The sequence below is a fragment of the Blastococcus sp. SYSU DS0619 genome, assembly GCF_054051035.1.
The window spans coordinates 94,280-110,321 of the sequence record NZ_JBJHAM010000004.1; the positions used below are offsets into that span (position 1 = coordinate 94,280).

16 protein-coding genes are annotated in these 16,042 nt (G+C 72.0%); 8 read left to right on the plus strand and 8 right to left on the minus strand.

The genetic code is table 11. The features are described 5' to 3' along the window. Positions 1–83 precede the first annotated feature (83 nt). Together ACI79T_RS07425 and ACI79T_RS07430 are read left to right on the plus strand one after the other, a co-directional pair. The gene (locus ACI79T_RS07425) at positions 84–1,022 is read left to right on the plus strand and encodes a siderophore-interacting protein (RefSeq protein ID WP_456609408.1); all 939 of its coding nucleotides are present in this window, start codon (positions 84–86) and stop codon (positions 1,020–1,022) included. A 47-nt stretch (positions 1,023–1,069) separates the two neighbouring features. Further along, positions 1,070–1,288: a hypothetical protein gene (locus ACI79T_RS07430; protein WP_456609409.1), complete on the plus strand. Its 219-nt coding sequence runs from the start codon at positions 1,070–1,072 to the stop codon at positions 1,286–1,288. Here ACI79T_RS07430 and ACI79T_RS07435 read toward each other — a convergent pair. Continuing rightward, positions 1,285–2,049: a MerR family transcriptional regulator gene (locus tag ACI79T_RS07435; protein ID WP_456609410.1), complete on the minus strand. Its 765-nt coding sequence runs from the start codon at positions 2,047–2,049 to the stop codon at positions 1,285–1,287. The genes ACI79T_RS07430 and ACI79T_RS07435 overlap by 4 nt on opposite strands. A 90-nt stretch (positions 2,050–2,139) precedes the next feature. Between ACI79T_RS07435 and ACI79T_RS07440 the strand changes: the two genes are divergently transcribed. The 4 genes from ACI79T_RS07440 (at position 2,140) to ACI79T_RS07455 (ending at position 6,169) form a co-directional block, all read left to right on the plus strand. Further along, entirely contained in the window at positions 2,140–3,993 is a 1,854-nt protein-coding gene (locus ACI79T_RS07440) for a hypothetical protein (RefSeq protein ID WP_456609411.1), read from the plus strand. Further along, positions 3,993–4,433 carry a hypothetical protein gene (locus ACI79T_RS07445; protein WP_456609412.1) on the plus strand — a complete coding sequence of 147 codons (441 nt, stop codon included), beginning with the start codon at positions 3,993–3,995 and terminating at the stop codon, positions 4,431–4,433. Before ACI79T_RS07440 ends, ACI79T_RS07445 begins: the two co-directional genes overlap by 1 nt. Further along, complete coding sequence (locus ACI79T_RS07450; RefSeq protein WP_456609413.1) at positions 4,430–5,734, plus strand: hypothetical protein; 1,305 nt, start codon at positions 4,430–4,432, stop codon at positions 5,732–5,734. The genes ACI79T_RS07445 and ACI79T_RS07450 overlap by 4 nt, the downstream gene beginning before the upstream one ends. Positions 5,735–5,875: 141 nt before the next feature. Continuing rightward, entirely contained in the window at positions 5,876–6,169 is a 294-nt protein-coding gene (locus tag ACI79T_RS07455; protein WP_456609414.1) for a flagellar FlbD family protein, read from the plus strand. A 20-nt stretch (positions 6,170–6,189) separates the two neighbouring features. On the opposite strand, the gene ACI79T_RS07460 is transcribed toward ACI79T_RS07455, so the two are convergent. From ACI79T_RS07460 to ACI79T_RS07475, 4 genes are all read right to left on the minus strand, one after another. Then, on the minus strand, positions 6,190–7,059 hold the full coding sequence (locus ACI79T_RS07460) for an SGNH/GDSL hydrolase family protein (protein WP_456609415.1): 870 nt from the start codon (positions 7,057–7,059) through the stop codon (positions 6,190–6,192). A 136-nt stretch (positions 7,060–7,195) separates the two neighbouring features. Next, positions 7,196–8,848 (minus strand): AMP-binding protein, encoded by a 1,653-nt coding sequence (locus ACI79T_RS07465; protein WP_456609416.1) that lies wholly within the window; start codon positions 8,846–8,848, stop codon positions 7,196–7,198. A gap of 70 nt (positions 8,849–8,918) precedes the next feature. Further along, entirely contained in the window at positions 8,919–9,875 is a 957-nt protein-coding gene (locus ACI79T_RS07470; protein ID WP_456609417.1) for an NAD-dependent epimerase/dehydratase family protein, read from the minus strand. 16 nt (positions 9,876–9,891) lie between these two features. After that, a complete protein-coding gene (locus ACI79T_RS07475) occupies positions 9,892–11,163 on the minus strand; it encodes a flavin-containing monooxygenase (RefSeq protein WP_456609418.1) in 1,272 nt (423 codons plus the stop codon). 98 nt (positions 11,164–11,261) lie between these two features. Here ACI79T_RS07475 and ACI79T_RS07480 point away from each other — a divergent pair, with 98 nt between their 5' ends. Next, positions 11,262–11,849 carry a TetR/AcrR family transcriptional regulator gene (locus tag ACI79T_RS07480; protein ID WP_456609419.1) on the plus strand — a complete coding sequence of 196 codons (588 nt, stop codon included), beginning with the start codon at positions 11,262–11,264 and terminating at the stop codon, positions 11,847–11,849. Positions 11,850–11,882: 33 nt separating this feature from the next. Here the strand turns inward: ACI79T_RS07480 and ACI79T_RS07485 are convergent, their stop codons facing one another. Then, positions 11,883–12,203, minus strand: a complete 321-nt coding sequence (locus tag ACI79T_RS07485) for an STAS domain-containing protein (RefSeq protein WP_456609420.1) — start codon at positions 12,201–12,203, stop codon at positions 11,883–11,885. A 210-nt stretch (positions 12,204–12,413) separates the two neighbouring features. On the opposite strand from ACI79T_RS07485, the gene ACI79T_RS07490 reads away from it, so the two are divergent. Then, a complete protein-coding gene (locus ACI79T_RS07490) occupies positions 12,414–13,130 on the plus strand; it encodes a spermidine synthase (RefSeq protein ID WP_456609421.1) in 717 nt (238 codons plus the stop codon). A gap of 698 nt (positions 13,131–13,828) precedes the next feature. Here ACI79T_RS07490 and ACI79T_RS07495 read toward each other — a convergent pair. Both ACI79T_RS07495 and ACI79T_RS07500 read right to left on the minus strand, forming a co-directional pair. Continuing rightward, positions 13,829–14,827, minus strand: a complete 999-nt coding sequence (locus tag ACI79T_RS07495) for a GTP pyrophosphokinase (RefSeq protein ID WP_456609422.1) — start codon at positions 14,825–14,827, stop codon at positions 13,829–13,831. Between the two features lie 3 nt (positions 14,828–14,830). Continuing rightward, entirely contained in the window at positions 14,831–15,853 is a 1,023-nt protein-coding gene (locus ACI79T_RS07500; protein ID WP_456609423.1) for a DUF262 domain-containing protein, read from the minus strand. Positions 15,854–16,042 lie beyond the last annotated feature (189 nt).

The window sequence follows — 16,042 nt, forward strand, 5'->3', positions numbered from 1 at the left end:
CGACGTGTGCAAGACTGCCGAAGCCAGGGAAGGCTAGCCTAAGTCGAGAGACAGCCTCACCTGCACCGAGCCCGGGAGCCGCCGTGACCGTCGAGACCCTGCAGGTGCCCGCCTACCGCACCTTCCCGGTGCGCGTGGCGCGGGTGCAGCGGCTGAGCCCGAGCTTCCTGCGCGTCACGTTCACCGGGCCGGAGATGGGCGACTTCGCGTCCAACGGCTTCGACCAGCGGATCAAGGTCATGCTGCCGCTGCCCGGCCGCGGCATCCTCGACTGCCCGGCCGGCGACGACTGGTACGGCGCGTGGCGGGCGCTGCCGCCGGAGCGCCGGATGCCGATCCGCACCTACACGATCCGGGGGCTGCGCACCGAGGCCGGCGAGGTCGACGTCGACTTCGTGCTGCACGGCGCCACCGGCCCGGCGTCGGCCTGGGCCGAGCGGGCCGCCGTCGGCGACGAGGTGGTGCTGGTCGCCCCGAACGCCCCGTTCCCGGGTCCGACCGGCGGCTTCGAGTGGCACCCGCCGGTGGACGCCTCGTGCCTGCTCGTCGTGGGCGACGAGACCGCGGTCCCGGCGATCTGCGCGATCGTGGAGAGCCTGCCGGACGGGCAGCGCGCCCGTGTCCTGCTGGAGGTGCCCACGATCGCCGATGCGCTGAACGTGGCGGCTCCCAGCGGTGTCGAGATCACCTGGCTGGCCCGCTGGCCCGCCGACGGGACGGCCGCTGCGCCGCGGGGGCAGCTGCTCGCCGCCGCCGTGGCCGAGACGGTCCGCGAGCTGGGCGACCTGCTGGCCCCCTCCCCCGCCGTCGAGCTGTCCGACGTCGACGTCGATGCGGAGATCCTCTGGGAGATCCCGGCCGTGGACGCCGCTCCGCAGGCGTCCTCCGGCGTGTACGCCTGGCTCGCCGGGGAGGCCGGTGTGGTGAAGGGCCTGCGCCGCCACCTGGTGCAGGAGGTCGGGATCGACCGCCGGTCGGTGGCCTTCATGGGTTACTGGCGCGAGGGCCGCGGCGCCGACTGACGGCCCTGCGCTTGACACCGTGTCATCGGACGGTGTCACATGGAGCGGTGCCTGGCTACGACGTCGTCGCCACGGACGGCCTGAGCCTCATCGGGACCGTCGGCTTCTTCGTGCCCGCCGCCGTCCTCGTCGCCCTCGTCGCCGGTGCGGTGGTCCGCGACCGCCGGCTCAGCGCACGCGAGGCGGCGGCGGAGGCGGACCGGGAGGGGATGGCCCGCGAGGAGCTCCGCGACGGCGACGCCTCCGGCCACCCCCCGGCCGGCTAGTCCCCCAGCTCGCCCAGGGCCGCCTCGACGGCGGTGGCGACCTCCCCCGCCATCTCGGTCCGGAAGGCGGCGAGCACCGCCTGCGCCGCCACCGGCTGCAGCCGGGTAACCGTCGCCAGGATGTCGTCCAGCTGCTCGCGCGGCGCCCCCGCCGCCACGAAGTCCCGCCACCGGGTGTCGACGAACATCTGCACGTAGGTGCGGGCGATCGCCCGCACGTGCTCGTTGACCTGCGCCTGGGCGGTGATGAGCGCGTCCGCCGGCACGCCGAGGCCCACCACCTGCAGCCCGGCCATGAGCAGCGCGGGATCCAGGACCCGGAGCCGGTCCCCGTCCAGCCGCTCAACCAGGCCCAGTTCCACGAGCTGGTCGATCAGCTGGAGGTCCGCCGGGATCCCGGCCCGCGCGGCGAGCTCCGCCCCCGTGGTGATCTCCGGCTCCGGCGGCAGCCACGGCGTCAGCAGGGCGCGGTGCAGCGCGAGCGTGGCCGAGTCCGCGGTCGGCGCGGCGCCGGCCAGCGTCCGCTCGATCATCGCCAGCGAGTAGCCCTCGGCCAGCATCTCGCGCACCAGCAGCAGCCGGGCGACGTGCTCGCGGCCGTAGTAGCCGGTCCGGCCGACCATGCGCGGCGGCGGGAGCAGCCCGCGGGCGGAGTAGGCGCGCACGTTGCGCACCGTGACCCCGACCCGAGCAGCCAGCTCGTCCACCGTCAGCTCGCGGTCGGCCCCGTCCGACGGTGCCTGGGGCTGCACTGCGCTCACGCACTCCTCCTTCCGGTCGTCACCACACGGTAAGCGACTCGTTCCATGTAACAGTTGTCGATGTAACTGTTACTGGTGTTACATAGCCACATGCCTGGGAGGGATGCCGTGCTGCTCGCCGCCGAGACACGACCGGCCGGAGGTGCCGCGCTGGACGAGGTGTTCCTCGCCACGGGCATCGGGCTGGGCCTGACGGTCGTCCTGCTCGCCCTCGTCCACCTGCACCGCACCCGGCGGTCGCGGATCCTCACCCGGGTCGGCGACCGCCTGGGCGCCGCCACCGGGGCGCCGGCCTGGGTGGCCCTGCCGACCGTCCTCACCACGCTGTCCCTGCTCACCGCCCTGCTGGGCATGCTCTGGGACATCGCCCTGCACATCGGCATCGGCCGGGACGAGGGACCGCTGGCCAACCCGGCGCACTACCTCATCCTCTTCGGCCTGTTCGGCGTCTTCGCCGGCGGGGTGCTGGCCTGCGCCATGCCCCTGGGCGAGGAGCCGGGCCCGGCCGCCGTCCGCTTCGTCCGCGGCTGGGACGTCCCGGTCGGCGGCATCCTGCTCACCGCGGCCGGCTTCTACGCGCTGCTCGGCTTCCCGCTCGACGACGTGTGGCACCGGATGTTCGGCCAGGACGTGACCCTCTGGGGCCCGACGCACCTGATGCTCATCGGCGGCGCGGGCCTGTCGATCATCGGGCTGCTGGTGCTCGAGCAGGAGGGGCACGGCCGGGTCTCGAGCGACGACGGCGACCGCACGGCCGGCCGCACCGCGCGCTTCGTCCGGCGGGCCTCGGCCATGGGCGGGCTGCTGCTGGGCATGTCGGTGTTCCAGGGCGAGTACGACTTCGACGTGCCCCAGTTCCGGCTGGTCCTGGAGCCGTTCCTGATCGCCGGGGCCGCCGGCATCGCGCTGGTCGCCGCCCGGATGTTCATCGGCCGCGGCGGGGCGCTGGCGGCCACCGCGTTCTTCCTCGTCGTCCGCAGCCTCATCGCGCTGGTCGTCGGGCCGGTGTTCGGCGAGATCCTGCCGACCTTCCCGCTGTACCTCGGGTCGGCGATCCTGGTCGAGCTGCTCGCGATCGCGCTGCCGCCGGCGCGCCGGCCGCTGCTCTTCGGCGGGGTGGCGGGGCTCGCGATCGGCACCGTGGGCCACGCCACCGAGGCCGGCTGGACGCACCTGGTCCAGGAGCTGTCCTGGGGCAGCGACATCCTGGTCGAGGGCACCCTGATGGCGATCGCCGGAGGCGTCGCCGGCGCCCTGCTCGGCGCCCTGCTGGCGACCGGTCTGCGCCGCCGGCTGCCGCGGCCCGCCGTGGCCCGCGGCGTGCTGCTCGCCGGCCTCGCCGTGCTGGCGGCCGCCGTGGCCAACGGCCTGGCCGCCACCGTGCCCGACGACGTCGAGGCGACCTTCGCGATCGAGGACGTGGCGACCGATCCCCGGACGGCGAACATCGGCGTGCAGCTGGACCCGGCCGACTTCCCCGACGACCCCGCCTGGGTGCAGATCACCGCCTGGCAGGGCGACGGCCTGGTCGTGACACCGCTGGAGCGGACCGGGGAGGGCGAGTACCGGACGACCGAGCCGGTCCCGCTGCACGGCACCTGGAAGACGCTGCTGCGCGTGCACGACGGCCGCGTGCTCACCGCCTTCCCGATCTACCTGCCGCAGGACGAGGCCATCCCGGCCGACGAGATCCCGGCCGAGGACGGCATGACCCGCAGCGCGATCCCGGAGATCGACATCCTGCAGCGCGAGCTGAAGGACTCCGGCGGCGGGCTGTGGCTGGTGGCGAACCTCGTGGTCCTGGTCTGCACGCTGGCCCTCGTCGCGGGCATGGCGTGGGGGGTGGGCCGCTACGCCCGCCGCGCCGCGGTCCGCGGGCCGTACGCCGATGCCCCCGCGGACAGCCCCGCCGAGGGCACCACGGCCTCCGGGGCGGTGCGCTGATGCGCGCCCGGCACCGCTCCGCCGCCGTCCTGCTGCCCCTGGCGCTCGCCCTGGCCGGCTGCGCCGGCACTGCGCCGCCGGGCGCGGAGGGCACCGCGTCGCCCGGCTCCGCCGAGAGCCCGGCCACCGTCAGCTCCACCCCGTCGGCGCCCGCGTCCGCTGCGCCGTCCGAGGCCGCCGGGCAGCGGCTCGAGGTGCAGGTCACCGACGGCCGGGTCACCGGCGACACCGGCCGGGTGCCGGTCCCGCTCGGGGAGCCGGTCACCGTCGTCGTGACCAGCGACGTCGCGGACGAGGCGCACCTGCACGGGTACGACGTGTCCGCCGACCTGGCGCCCGGGGAGCCCGCCGAGCTGACGTTCGAGGCGACCATCCCCGGGGTGTTCGAACTGGAGCTGCACGGAGCAGGGACGGTGCTGCTCTCGCTGCAGGTCTCGTGACGCTGCTGGCCCACGGGGTCGGCTCGCGCACCGACCTGCCGATCCCCCTCGGCCTGGCGCTGTACGGGGCCGGCGCGGCGATCCTGATCAGCTTCGCCGCCCTGCTGCTCTTCTGGCGGTCACCGAAGCTGGGCGGCCCGTCGTCCGGACGGCCGGTGCCGGCCGGCCTGCAGCGGCTGGTCGACCGCCCGGAGCTGCGGCGCGGCCTCCAGGCGGTCGCGCTCGCACTGCTGGTGCTGGTCGTCGCGGCCGCGCTCGCCGGCCCGCAGGAGACCGCCCGCAACCTCGCCCCGTGGGCGCTGTACGTCACCTTCTGGGTGGGGCTGGTGCCGGCGAGCCTGCTGCTCGGCCCGGTGTGGCGGGTCGTCAACCCGCTGCGGCTGGTGCACCGCGTCCTGCGCCCGCTCGCGCCGGCCGCCCCGGGTGCCGGGCGGCTGCCGGCCCTCGGGCTCTGGCCGGCCGCCGTCTCGCTGTCGGTGTTCCTCTGGTTCGAGCTGGTCTACCCGGGGCGGGCCGAGCCGGTCACCGTCGCGGCCTTCCTGATCGGCTACACGGTGGTGCAGTCCGGGCTGGCGCTCTGGTTCGGGGAGGGCTGGTTCGCCCACGGCGACGGCTTCGAGGTCTACTCCGCCCTGATCGCCCGGCTGTCCCCCTGGGGCCGCCGGGACGACGGCCGGCTGGTGCTGCGCGACCCGCTGTCCCAGGCGACGGCGACCCCGGAGGCCCCCGGCCTCGCCGCGGTCGTCGTCGTGCTGCTGGGCTCCACCGCCTTCGACGGCCTCTCACGCACCGTCTGGTGGCAGACCGGCCCCGGCGCGGCGAACGACTCGCTGTCGGGCACCGTCGGCCTGATCGCGATGATCGCGCTGGTCGCGCTCCTGTACCTGCTGGGCACCCGGCTGTCGGGGCGGCTGGCCGGGCAGCCGGTCGGTGTCCAGCCGCGCCGGTACGCCGCCACGGTCATCCCGATCGCGCTGGGGTACACGATCGCCCACTACTTCAGCCTGCTGGTGCTCGACGGGCAGACGACCTGGCTCCTGGCCAGCAACCCGTTCGGCGTTCCCGGCGTCGACCTGTTCGGCTCCTACGGCCACGACGTCGACCTGACCGCCGTGAGCCCGGACGCGATCGCCTACGTCCAGGTGGGCGCGGTGGTCGCCGGTCACGTGGCCGGCGTGACCCTGGCGCACGAGCGGGCGCTGCGCTCCGAGCGGCACGCCCGCGCGTCGGACCAGCTGCCGCTCGTCGTCGTCATGGTGCTGTTCACCGTCGGCGGGCTCGGGCTGCTGTTCGGCTTCTGACCTGCCCGGTCACCCGAACGGGCGTAGCCGGCCGTGCGGCGCTCCAGGACCGGCTCCCCCGTGCCGATGCCCTCGCTGCCGGACCGATCTCCGGGCCGGTCCACCGGTCCCCCGGGCCGACGGTGCGAAAGGACGGCTCCTGTGATCGCGGTGACCTGCCTCAACGGCGAGCACTTCTCCGTCGACCCCGACCACATCGAGCGCATCGAGCGGCGCGGCGACACCGTCGTCCACCTCGTCGACGGCACGCACTACGTGGTCGCGAGCGACTTCGACGACGTGCTGCACTCCATCGCGGTGCACCACGCCGGCGGGCTCGCCGCTCGCGCGAAGCTCGTCAACGGCTACGCCGCCATGCCGACGGCGACCCGGCTCGCCCGCCGGGCCGCCGCCCTCGCCCGCACCGCGCCGGACCGGCACGCCGCGCAGGACTGATCCGGACCCGGCCCGGACGGTCACCGGCCGCGGTCGAGCCGCAGGACCTCGATCGTCCGCGCCGCCATCTGCGCCTCGCCCAGTCCGTTCGGGTGCACGATCACCGGGTTGACGCCCTGCAGGACCGGCTCGACCCAGCGCACGCCGATCCGCTGGCAGGCGTCGTGCCCCTCGGACACCCGGCTCATGTCGACGTACGTGACGCCGGACCGCGCGGCGGCACGCTGCACGGACTCGTTGAGGGTCGCCTGCAGGCTGCGCAGGTAGGGGACGTCGCCCTCGGCGATCGGCATCCGGTCGAAGCAGCCGCCGCTCGCCGGCATGATCCACGGGTAGCCGAGGATGGCGACCTTCGCCCCGGGAGCCTCCTGCCGGACGGCCCGCAGCGTCTCGACCAGCGCCGGGAAGGTCGTGCTGCGGATCGTGTCCTCGAACGAGGACCCGTACCGGTCCTTGCACGGACTGCCCGTTCCGGCGGTGGACACGCCGGCGGCGGTGCAGGCGAGGATCGAGTTGATGAAGACGCTGCCGTCGTTCCCGCCGATGGTCATGGTGACCAGCTGGGTGTCCGGGCCCAGCGCGTCCAGCTGCGGGGCCACGCCCGGGTGCTGCGCGGCGAAGAAGTCACCGGTGTCGGCGCCGCCGCAGGTCACGTCGGTGAGCCGGGCGCCGATGGCCCCGGCGACGACGTGCGGGTAGTTGCGGACCGAGCGCAGGCACTGCGGCGGGGCGGTGAGGTCCGGCGGCAGCACCCCGGAGGCGGCGCTGTAGGAGTCGCCGAGGGCGACGTACCTCAGCGGGGCGGCGGGCGTCGCCTGCGCGACGGGGGCGACCACGACGCCGGCCAGGACGGCGACGGCGGTGACGATGCAGGCAGCGAGACGGCGCACGTCTCCTCCAGGTCAGGTGGGGGCACTGTGCGCGGAACAACGCGCGACCTCGCGAGGGGTTACGCAGCTCACACAGATATCTCCTCGGCCGCGCCGATCCGGTCGCCCGGGCCGGACGCCGGCTCCCCCGTCCTCCTCACGCCATGGACCGGGTGGCCCGCTCCCGGAGGACGTCGGCGCGGATCTTGACGCCGTTGGTGCCGCTCGTCGTCGGCATCTCGTCGATCACGTGGACCGCGGCGGGGACCTTGAAGCCGGCGAGGGTGCGCGCGCACCACCGGCGCAGGTCGGCCGGCTCCGGCTCCCGGCCGGGGACGGCGACCACGAAGCCGACCGCGACGGTCGCCCCGTCCGCTCCCTCGACCCCCACCACCTTGGCCGTCGCGACGTCGGGGTGCTCGCCCAGTCGCTGCTCGATCCCGGCCGGGTCGACCAGGAACCCGCGCAGGCGCAGGGCGTCGCCCATCCGCACCACGTACACGAATGCGTTCGCGGCGGTCAGGCGGCCGAGGTCGCCCGAGCGGAACCAGCCGTCGGCGGTGAACGCCCGGTCGGCCGCTCCGGGGTCGCCGAGATAGCTGTCGACGACGTTCGGCCCGCGGAACTGGAGCTCGCCCTCCTGCCCGAACGGGACCACCGCGCCGGTCTCCGGATCCGCCGCGCGGACCCGGAGAGCCCCGGAGACCAGTCGCCCGCCGCCCGCCCAGCGGTCGGGAGCCGGCACCTCCGGCGGCCACACGGCCGTGAGGGCGAACAGCTCGGAGGAGCCGTAGACCCCGGAGGTGGTCGTCCCGAAGGTCTCGGCCGCCCACGCCGCGAGCTCCCGCGCGTGGCCCTGGAAGTCGGCGGCACCCCACCACCGCCAGGACGGGAGGTCGCGGCGTCGCCGCCGCCAGGCCTCGGCGAGGCGGGCCATCAGGTCGTCCCCGCACGCCACGTGGGTCACCGCGTGCGCGGCCATGTCGTCGAGGACGACGTCGGGATCGAACACCGGTTCCAGGACGCACACCCCGCCGGCGGCGAGGGTCGCCATCGCCAGCGTGTGGCCGAACGTGCCGGACAGCGGCAGCGCGCACAGCACGTGCTCGCCCCGCCCGATCCCCAGCACCGCCGCGTCGGCGACCGCGTGCGAGAGGACGCCGGCGGCCCGGTGCGCCGCGAGCTTCGGCATGCCGGTGGAGCCCGAGGTGGTGAAGGCGACGGCGAGCGCCTGCGGGTCGGGGGCCGGCAGGTCGGCCGGTCCGGCGGCGGGATCCGGCGTCCAGGCGCCGCCCCCGACGTCCGAGGACGCGACCTCGTCGGTCGTCGGCCGGGCCCGGTCGGGGCCGGGCACCAGCACGACGGCCGGTACCGGCGCCGTGGCGTGCCCGACCGCCTCCTGCAGCCGTGCACGCAGGTCCAGCCCGTGGAACCCGTGCGCCAGCGCCACCACCTTCGGCCGGGCCCGGTGCAGGACGTGCGCGACCTCGGCGACGTTGTACCGCGTGTTGATGCCGACCACGTGCGCCGAGCAGGCCGCGGCGGCGAACTGCCAGGCCAGCGCGTCGCTCCAGTTCGGCAGCCAGACCGCCACGCAGTCCCCGGCGCCGACGCCGGCCGCGTGCAGGCTCCCGGCCAGCGCGGCGACCCGCCGCACCAGCTCGGCCCGGGTGACCGGGACGGTCGCCCCGTCCGGCCCCTTGTCCAACGCCACCACCGCACCGGCGTCCTGCCGCACGAGCCGGGCCAGCAGATCGGGCAGATCCCGCGCATGTGCCGGCTCGCTGCCGGTCTCGGGCTCCGACGTCACATCGGCTCCTCTCCGTCGCCTCGGTGTCCTGCGGTCGGGCGTCGTCGTGCTGCGCGCCGGCGCCGGCGGGTCAGGTGGTCGAGCGGGTGGCCTCGATGTGCGCGCGCAGCCCGGACCGGAGGTCGTGGCGGCGCTCGTAGCCGATCAGCTCGGCGAGGGCCCGACCGCTCACCTGCGTCGCCAGGCCGGCGACGTCCCGCTCCCCGTCCGAGGTGACCTCGAACCGGGCCTCCGGGACGATCTCCTGGACCAGCGCGGCGAGCTGCCGCATGGTGGTCGCGTCGCCCCCGGTGTTGAAGAAGTGGCGGTCGCCGAACGCCGCCGCGTCGAGCTCGACCAGCCGGACGAGCTGCTCGGCGACGTCCTCGACGTGGACGAGGCTCATCCGCGCATCACCGCGACCCACCGTGACGGTCCGCCCCGTGGCGGCTCCCTCGATCGCCCCGGAGAGCCACCCCGACACCCCGCGGACCCCGCCCGGCCCATAGACCGGACTCGGCCGGATCCCGACGCACAGCAGCCCGTGCGTGCTGCGGTACACCCGGGCGAGCTGCTCGAGGTAGAGCTTCCCGGCACCGTAGAGCGGCATGCCCGCGGCGAGGTACGGAGCGGCGTCCTCGGTGAGCGGGAGCTCCGCCGGCGCGTACGCCCCGTCGGCGCCGTACACGGCGATGGAGCTGGCGAGCACCACGCGCTGCACCCCGAACAGCCGCGCCGCCTCGAGCACCGTCGCGGTTCCCTGGACGTTGAGCTGGGTGGCGGCATACGGGCGCCGGTTGGTGGCCTCGCCGAGGCTGTACGCCAGGTGCACGATCACGTCGACGTCCCGGGCCGCTGCGCCGACGTCGCCGAACGACAGGACGTCGCCCGCGACGACCTCGACGCCGCCGGTCTGCCCGCCGTTCCGTGCCACCGCGACCGGATCCGGCGCGACGTCGAGCAGCCGTACCCGGTGACCCCGGCCGGCGAGGGTGCGACCGGTCAGGCTGCCGATGATCCCGGTGCCGCCGGTGACGAGTACCTGCATGTCTCCTCCTCGGGCCTCACGCGGCCATGTCGCGCCGCAGCTGCCCTGCGTACGTCCGGAAGTCCACCTCGAGGCGGTAGCGCGCCGAGTTCACGAAGGTCGCGCGCACCCACCGGCGGTGTGCCTCGATCTCCCGCGCCATCCCCTCCTCGTCGGGCAACGGCACGTCCCCGGTCAGCACCCGGGCGATCCACCGGCCCTGGATCTCGACCAGCGGGATCGTCGACCCGACGGGCTGCACCAGACCGGCGAAGTACAGCCCGGGGGCGTCCGGATGCACGATCCGGCGGTACAGCCCGCCGCCCTCGGCCCGCGCCACCAGGTCGGCGGGCAGGAACGGGAACGACGGGTCGTACCCGGTCGCGTAGATGATGGCGTCGGCGCTCGCGGTCGTCCCGTCGGCGAACCGGACCTCTCGCCCGTCCAGCGACGCGATGTCCGGCCGCACCCGGATCCAGTCGTAGGCGACGTACTGCAGCAGCTCCTGACCGATCGTGGCGTGCTCGCGGTGGATCGGGTGCGCCGGTTTCGGCACGCCGAACCGCTCCTGCGGTCCGACGGCGACGCGGGCCACCGCCTTGACCACGTTCCGGGCGAGCGGCGTCGGCAGCCGCAGCTTGCGCGTCAGGAACGCCGACCACCGGTCGGTCGGCACGCCCAGGAGGTACTTGGGCAGGATCCAGGCGCTGCGGCGCGTCGAGAGGTGCACCTGGGCGGCGACCCGGGCGAGGTCGACGGCGATGTCGCAGCCGGAGTTCCCCATGCCGACCACGACGACGGTCCGGCCGCTGAACGGCTCCGGCGTCCGGTAGTGGTGCGAGTGCAGCTCCTCCCCGGTGAACGTGCCCGGGAAGGTCGGGCGCCGGGGCACGCTCAGGTGCCCGTTGGCGACCACGACCGCGTCGTAGGTCCGGGCGCCGTGCCGGTCGGTGGTGACCGACCACCGGCTGCCCAGCTGCTCCACCGCGGTGACCTCGGTACGGGTCTGCACCGCGTCGGCGACGCCGAACTCGGCCGCGTAGCTCTCCAGGTACTCCAGCACGTGCCGCGCGCGCAGGTACGCCGGCCGGTCCCGGGGCACCGGGAAGTCCGGGTAGGCGAGGCTGCGGGAGCTGGTGTCGATCTGCAGCGAGCGGTAGGCCGACGACGTCCCGCTGTCGTTGTCGTAGCGCCACAGCCCGCCGAGCGCGGACCCCTTCTCGAACCAGTCGAAGTCGACACCCTGCTGCCGGAGGCTCTTGGCGACCGTCACGCCGGAGGCTCCCGCGCCGATGATGCAGACCTTCAACGGAATTCCACCCTTCGGGTGTCGCCATTCCTACCGGCCGGTCGGAAGGCTAGTGATCGGGGCATTCGACTGTCAACGCACTGGTAGCGTCCGCGCCCGTGAGCAGCCCCGGAGCCGCGAATCCCCGGCGAGCCCAGATCATCGAGGTCGCCGCCGACCTCTTCGACCGGCAGGGCTATCACGAGACCTCGATGCAGGCGATCGCCGATCGCACCGGGATCCGCAAGGCGTCGCTCTACCACTACTTCCGCAGCAAGGACGAGCTGCTGGTCGAGCTGCACGGCACGCTGATGGCCGTCGTCATCGGGCGCCACCTGGACCGGCTCGAGGCCGAGCGGCTCGGCCCGCGCGACGAGCTCCGGGCGATGATGCGGGACGTCATCGGCCTGATGGAGTCCCATCCCGGCTACCTGCGGATCTTCTTCGAGAGCTACCGGGAGCTGCCGCCCGACGCCCGCACCTCGGTCGCGGAGCAGCGCTCCCGCTACCGGCAGCTGGTCGCCGACGTCATCGCGGCCGGCAACGAGGCCGGCGACTTCCGCGGCGTGGACCCCGGGTTGACGAGCCTCGCGGTGCTGTCGCTGATGAACTGGACCTACCAGTGGTTCAGCCGGAGCGGACCGCTGTCCACCGACGAGGTGGCCGACCACTTCTGGTCGATGCTCCTGGACGGCATCGGCAGGTAGTCGCTCCCGGCCCGCGCGGGAGCCCGACCGCCGCTATCGCCAGGTGAACGCCGCCTCCAGACCGGTGAGGCGAAGGATCCGCTGCACCACGCGGGAGGGTCGGTGCAGCTCCGGCCGGCGGCCGGTCGCCCGGAACTCCGCCGTCCACCGCAGCACCAGGCCGACCGCCGCGGCGTCGATGAACGTCACCGCCGAGGCGTCGACGGCGACGACCGGGCCGGCCTCGCGCGTCGCGGCGGCCTCGAACGCGACGACGACCGCGGCATCGACCTCGCCGACGAGCACGAGCAGGAGACCGCCGTCCGTGGACGCTGTCCGGATCCAGCCGGCAGCAGGAACGTCGATCGGGGGCATGCGGGCGGGCTCCGGTGGTCAGCGGCGGAAGGCCGGGACCCAACCTCTTCGTTTACGACGTAAACCAACCTTCCACGACGACTCCCGGGCCGCAAGTGCCCCTCCTCCCGGGCGCGACCCTCCGGACGTGCGCTCCGGCCCGGCGGCGGGGACAGTGCCACCGGAGCCGGCGACTCCGCGACCGGGTCCGAGCGGAGGGAGACGTGTCGCGTGGGTACCCGGTTCGAGGAGCTCGCCTGGAGCGCCACCCCGATCGGCGAGCTGAGCCTCCGTCGGCGGCGCGACCCGGCGAGCGGGCAGGACGTGTTCGAGGTCAAGCTGGGCGACGACTTCCTGATGTCCTCGCTGTTCACGGTCGCCGAGGAGGAGGTCGCCCGGCTGGCTCTGCAGCGACTGGACGGGGACGCGTTGGACGTGGCGGTCGGCGGGCTCGGCCTCGGCTACACCGCGCAAGCCGTGCTCGCCGACCCCCGTGTTCGCGAGCTCGTGGTGGTCGAGCTGCTGGAGCCGGTCATCGCGTGGCACCAGCAGGGTCTGCTGCCCGTGGGACGTGCCGTCGCCGGGAACCCCCGGTGCCGCATGGTGCACGGCGACTTCTTCGCCATGGCCTTGGGCCCCGAGCTGGATCCGGGAGACGCCGGACGACTCTTCGACGCCGTCGTCGTGGACATCGACCACTCCCCCGGGCACCTGCTGGACGAGGGCAACGCCCCGTTCTACCGCCCGCCCGGCATGCGACGCCTGGCAGCGCACCTCCGGCCGGGTGGCGTCTTCTCGATCTGGTCGAACGACCCACCCGACGCCGGGTACCTGGCGGCGCTGTCCGAGGTCTTCGTCGACGCCGAGGCGCAGGTGATCAGCTTTCCCAATCCCCTCCAGGGCCGACCGGCCACGAACACGGTCTACCTGGCCACCGCCCGGGGGTGAGACCACCCGCGCAGCGCGGGCGGCTCGCCAGGTGGTGTCCGGCTCCTCCCGGCACCGGGAACGACGCAGGCCGCTCTCCCGGAGGGAGAACGGCCTGCGTCGATCGGGTGGAGCTGAGGGGACTCGAACCCCTGACCCCCACACTGCCAGGCCGTCATGATCGCGTCCGCGGACGTCCGCCGCAGTCCAGAACAGGCCTCTGAGCAGCAGGTTCGCGATGTTCCGAGACATCAGCGGATGTAGGCGGACCGCCACGGATTCACCGCAACTGCAACCAGAACTGCAACCACCGCTGGCCGCGGAGGTGGCTGACCGGTGGACGACCCGCGTGCGATCATCGGTGGGCGACCCGGCCGGGTGATCAGGCGGTGTGGGCCCGCAGCCGGGTGATCTCGGCGCGGGAGTGGGCCACCTCGTGGGCTGTCTCCCCCGCCGGCTTCGGCGAGGCTGTGGACGAGATCGCGGGCGGCACGCGGCACCTACGCTTGAGAGCGCGCTGTGGGAAGCCCTGCCATGAGGAGTCAGGGCACGCAGCCCATCTGCATTTGCACGGCGATCCTTAAGGCGACCCGGGAGGCTGTCGGCGACGGGCCCGGTCAGCCCCTGGCCGCCACCGTCAGTTCTCCCTGAGTGAATGCGCGGCCCTGTCGGATTCCGTCGCTACGCCGTCCTGCGGGAAAGCGGCGCGGATGATGCGTTCACTGCAAAGCGGCGACCAACCGTCCGTCCTGCGCGCCCGAAGACTGAAGCAACGCAGACGAGCGGAGCCCGATGACCGCACCGAGGACGACGCGCGCCGACGCCTCCTCGGGCTCAAAGTTGGCCGGGTCGAGTGCTGCGTACTTTCGTATTACACTCTGAACTTCCCCGGACGCAATTTCTTGCACAAGTTGACCGACTGTGCAGACGCCAGCAAGCTTCAAGACCTTCGCCAGGCGAAACGCCTCCTCGATTTCGAGCGCCAGTTTGTGCGGACCAAGAGGCCTCATATCCGCCCGCGCTGCGGAGACGCAGGCGAGGAGCTGAACGGTCGAAAGTTCGTCATCGTGCGCCTCACCACCCGCGTAACGCCCCTTGAGTCGGTTCACGACGTCCACCGTCGCGGCTTCGATGCTCGAGAACTCACGATCAACCAGTTCAAGGGTGCCAGCGAGGGCGTCAAATCGGCGCAACAACTCCTCGGGTACTCCGACTCCAACCTTGTATCTGAGGGAGTGCTCAATCTCCGCCCACGCATGAGCTATGACGCTTCGAACCTGCACCTCAATGCGCGTTCGCTCGAGTATTGCGGATACGGGCGCGAGTCCCGTCCTGCGAACGCGGATGACAAGGTGGTTGCTTCGGTAGCCGACTTCCCGAAGGCCCAACTCCTTGGCTTTGTCGCCTGATCGCGCTTCGTCAACCTCGAACCGCGACCGAAGCCGGCGAGCAACATCCGCCACAGAGTGCTCATATAGGGTAATTATGCGGACGCCGATGATGTCGTCCATCAGCTGAGCCGGTCGCCCATAGCCGCGTCGTTTGATTTTCTCCGCGGCAGCATCGGGGTTCTTAGCGCGGGCGGTGATCAGCTGGATTGAGAGCGGCCTCCCCGATGTTGCGTCAACGATCTGCTGTCGCGCAAGCTCGGCCGCCTCCTCATAGTGATGGAACTGGCTCCGATATTTCGCAAGCCATGCGTCCGCTACCGCGCCCACGTGTCACTCCTCACCCAGAATGACATGCTTTAGGATGTCTATCCTCGTCCGCCTTGGGCGTACATTGTCGGTCTGGCGGCTCTGAGCCACGAAGTACCTGCTCGCTCGCGAGGTCCGCTCCTCCTCGGGAGCCGCCAACTCGGAGGCGAATTGCTCTAGACGAGAGCCGATTAGGCTCTCAGCGGGCAGGCTGTCCCCCTCATCCTGGATCTCACTCAAGGCGCCTATCAAGGCGTAAAGATTCACGGGGCGTTTGAACGTGGTATTTTTCTTCAAGTCTGGCAGCGCGTTCACAATGGTGGTAGTTATAGACTCCAAGTCATCGCGCAACTTGGACCCTGCTTCAAATTCTTCCTGGAAGGAGTTGTAGTAGAGGTCGACCGATTCCTTCTTGTCCTGCGGTCCCTCATTCAGCAGGATGAGCAGTTCAGCAACGAATTCATCAGCCTTCATTCGGCTCATGCCTTGCTTCGTAACAACGCCGTTCTCCAGCCAGAATGGCCACTTTCCCACGGCTTCAACAAGTTGCTTAAACGCGCCATCTTGGTTGGCATGACGCAGCTCTTGTGGATTCAGAGCGACTACGTACCGGTTCATCCGCTGAAACATCTCCCGGATTTGACTTGCCCCGTAGCCAGTGAGCTCCTGGACAACAAAGTCGTAAGAGAGGATCTGCTCTCGCTCTCCGGTGGAAAGTTGCTTCCAGCGCTTGCGATACCAAGGACTTTTCGCGTCTGACTCGGTCAAAGCGAACCGGTTTTCCATAAATAAGAAAACGGCGTTCAGACGCTGCTGGCCGTCGACTACAGCATACTCGACGCGACTCGTTTGGGCACTGACGCTGCGTTGGAAGTATAGAACGGGAATGGGGCTCCCGGTGAGAATTGTATCAATAAGATAAGCCTTGGCCGCACGTGACCAGACGGCATTGCGCTGGAACTCCGGCGTTATGGTCAGCTGCCCGTCCTGGTGTAGCTGAAGGAGAAGCCCCACGTCTTTGGTAGTGGTTGTGTATTTGCCAGCCATGCCGGCCTCCAGTTTCCGTGTGGACGTGAGTTGACCATCTTGCCGCTTGAGACGATGCGTCAACGCTGAATCGAAGCGCTGTCGTGCTGCCGTGAAGATCGCACATGGTGTGGAGCGTCCGCTGGGTCCATCTCGCCAGCCAGTGGTCATGACACGAGGAAATGGGCCGGAAGCCCGTGCATTTAGTAT

What these genes read in the sequence shown, in the direction of transcription:
- ACI79T_RS07445 (WP_456609412.1), top strand. Translation starts at nt 3,993, where the DNA reads ATGCGCGCCCGGCACCGCTCCGCCGCCGTCCTGCTGCCCCTGGCGCTC.
- ACI79T_RS07440 (WP_456609411.1), top strand. Translation starts at nt 2,140, where the DNA reads ATGCCTGGGAGGGATGCCGTGCTGCTCGCCGCCGAGACACGACCGGCC.
- ACI79T_RS07470 (WP_456609417.1), bottom strand. Translation starts at nt 9,875, where the DNA reads ATGCAGGTACTCGTCACCGGCGGCACCGGGATCATCGGCAGCCTGACC.
- ACI79T_RS07500 (WP_456609423.1), bottom strand. Translation starts at nt 15,853, where the DNA reads ATGGCTGGCAAATACACAACCACTACCAAAGACGTGGGGCTTCTCCTT.
- ACI79T_RS07485 (WP_456609420.1), bottom strand. Translation starts at nt 12,203, where the DNA reads ATGCCCCCGATCGACGTTCCTGCTGCCGGCTGGATCCGGACAGCGTCC.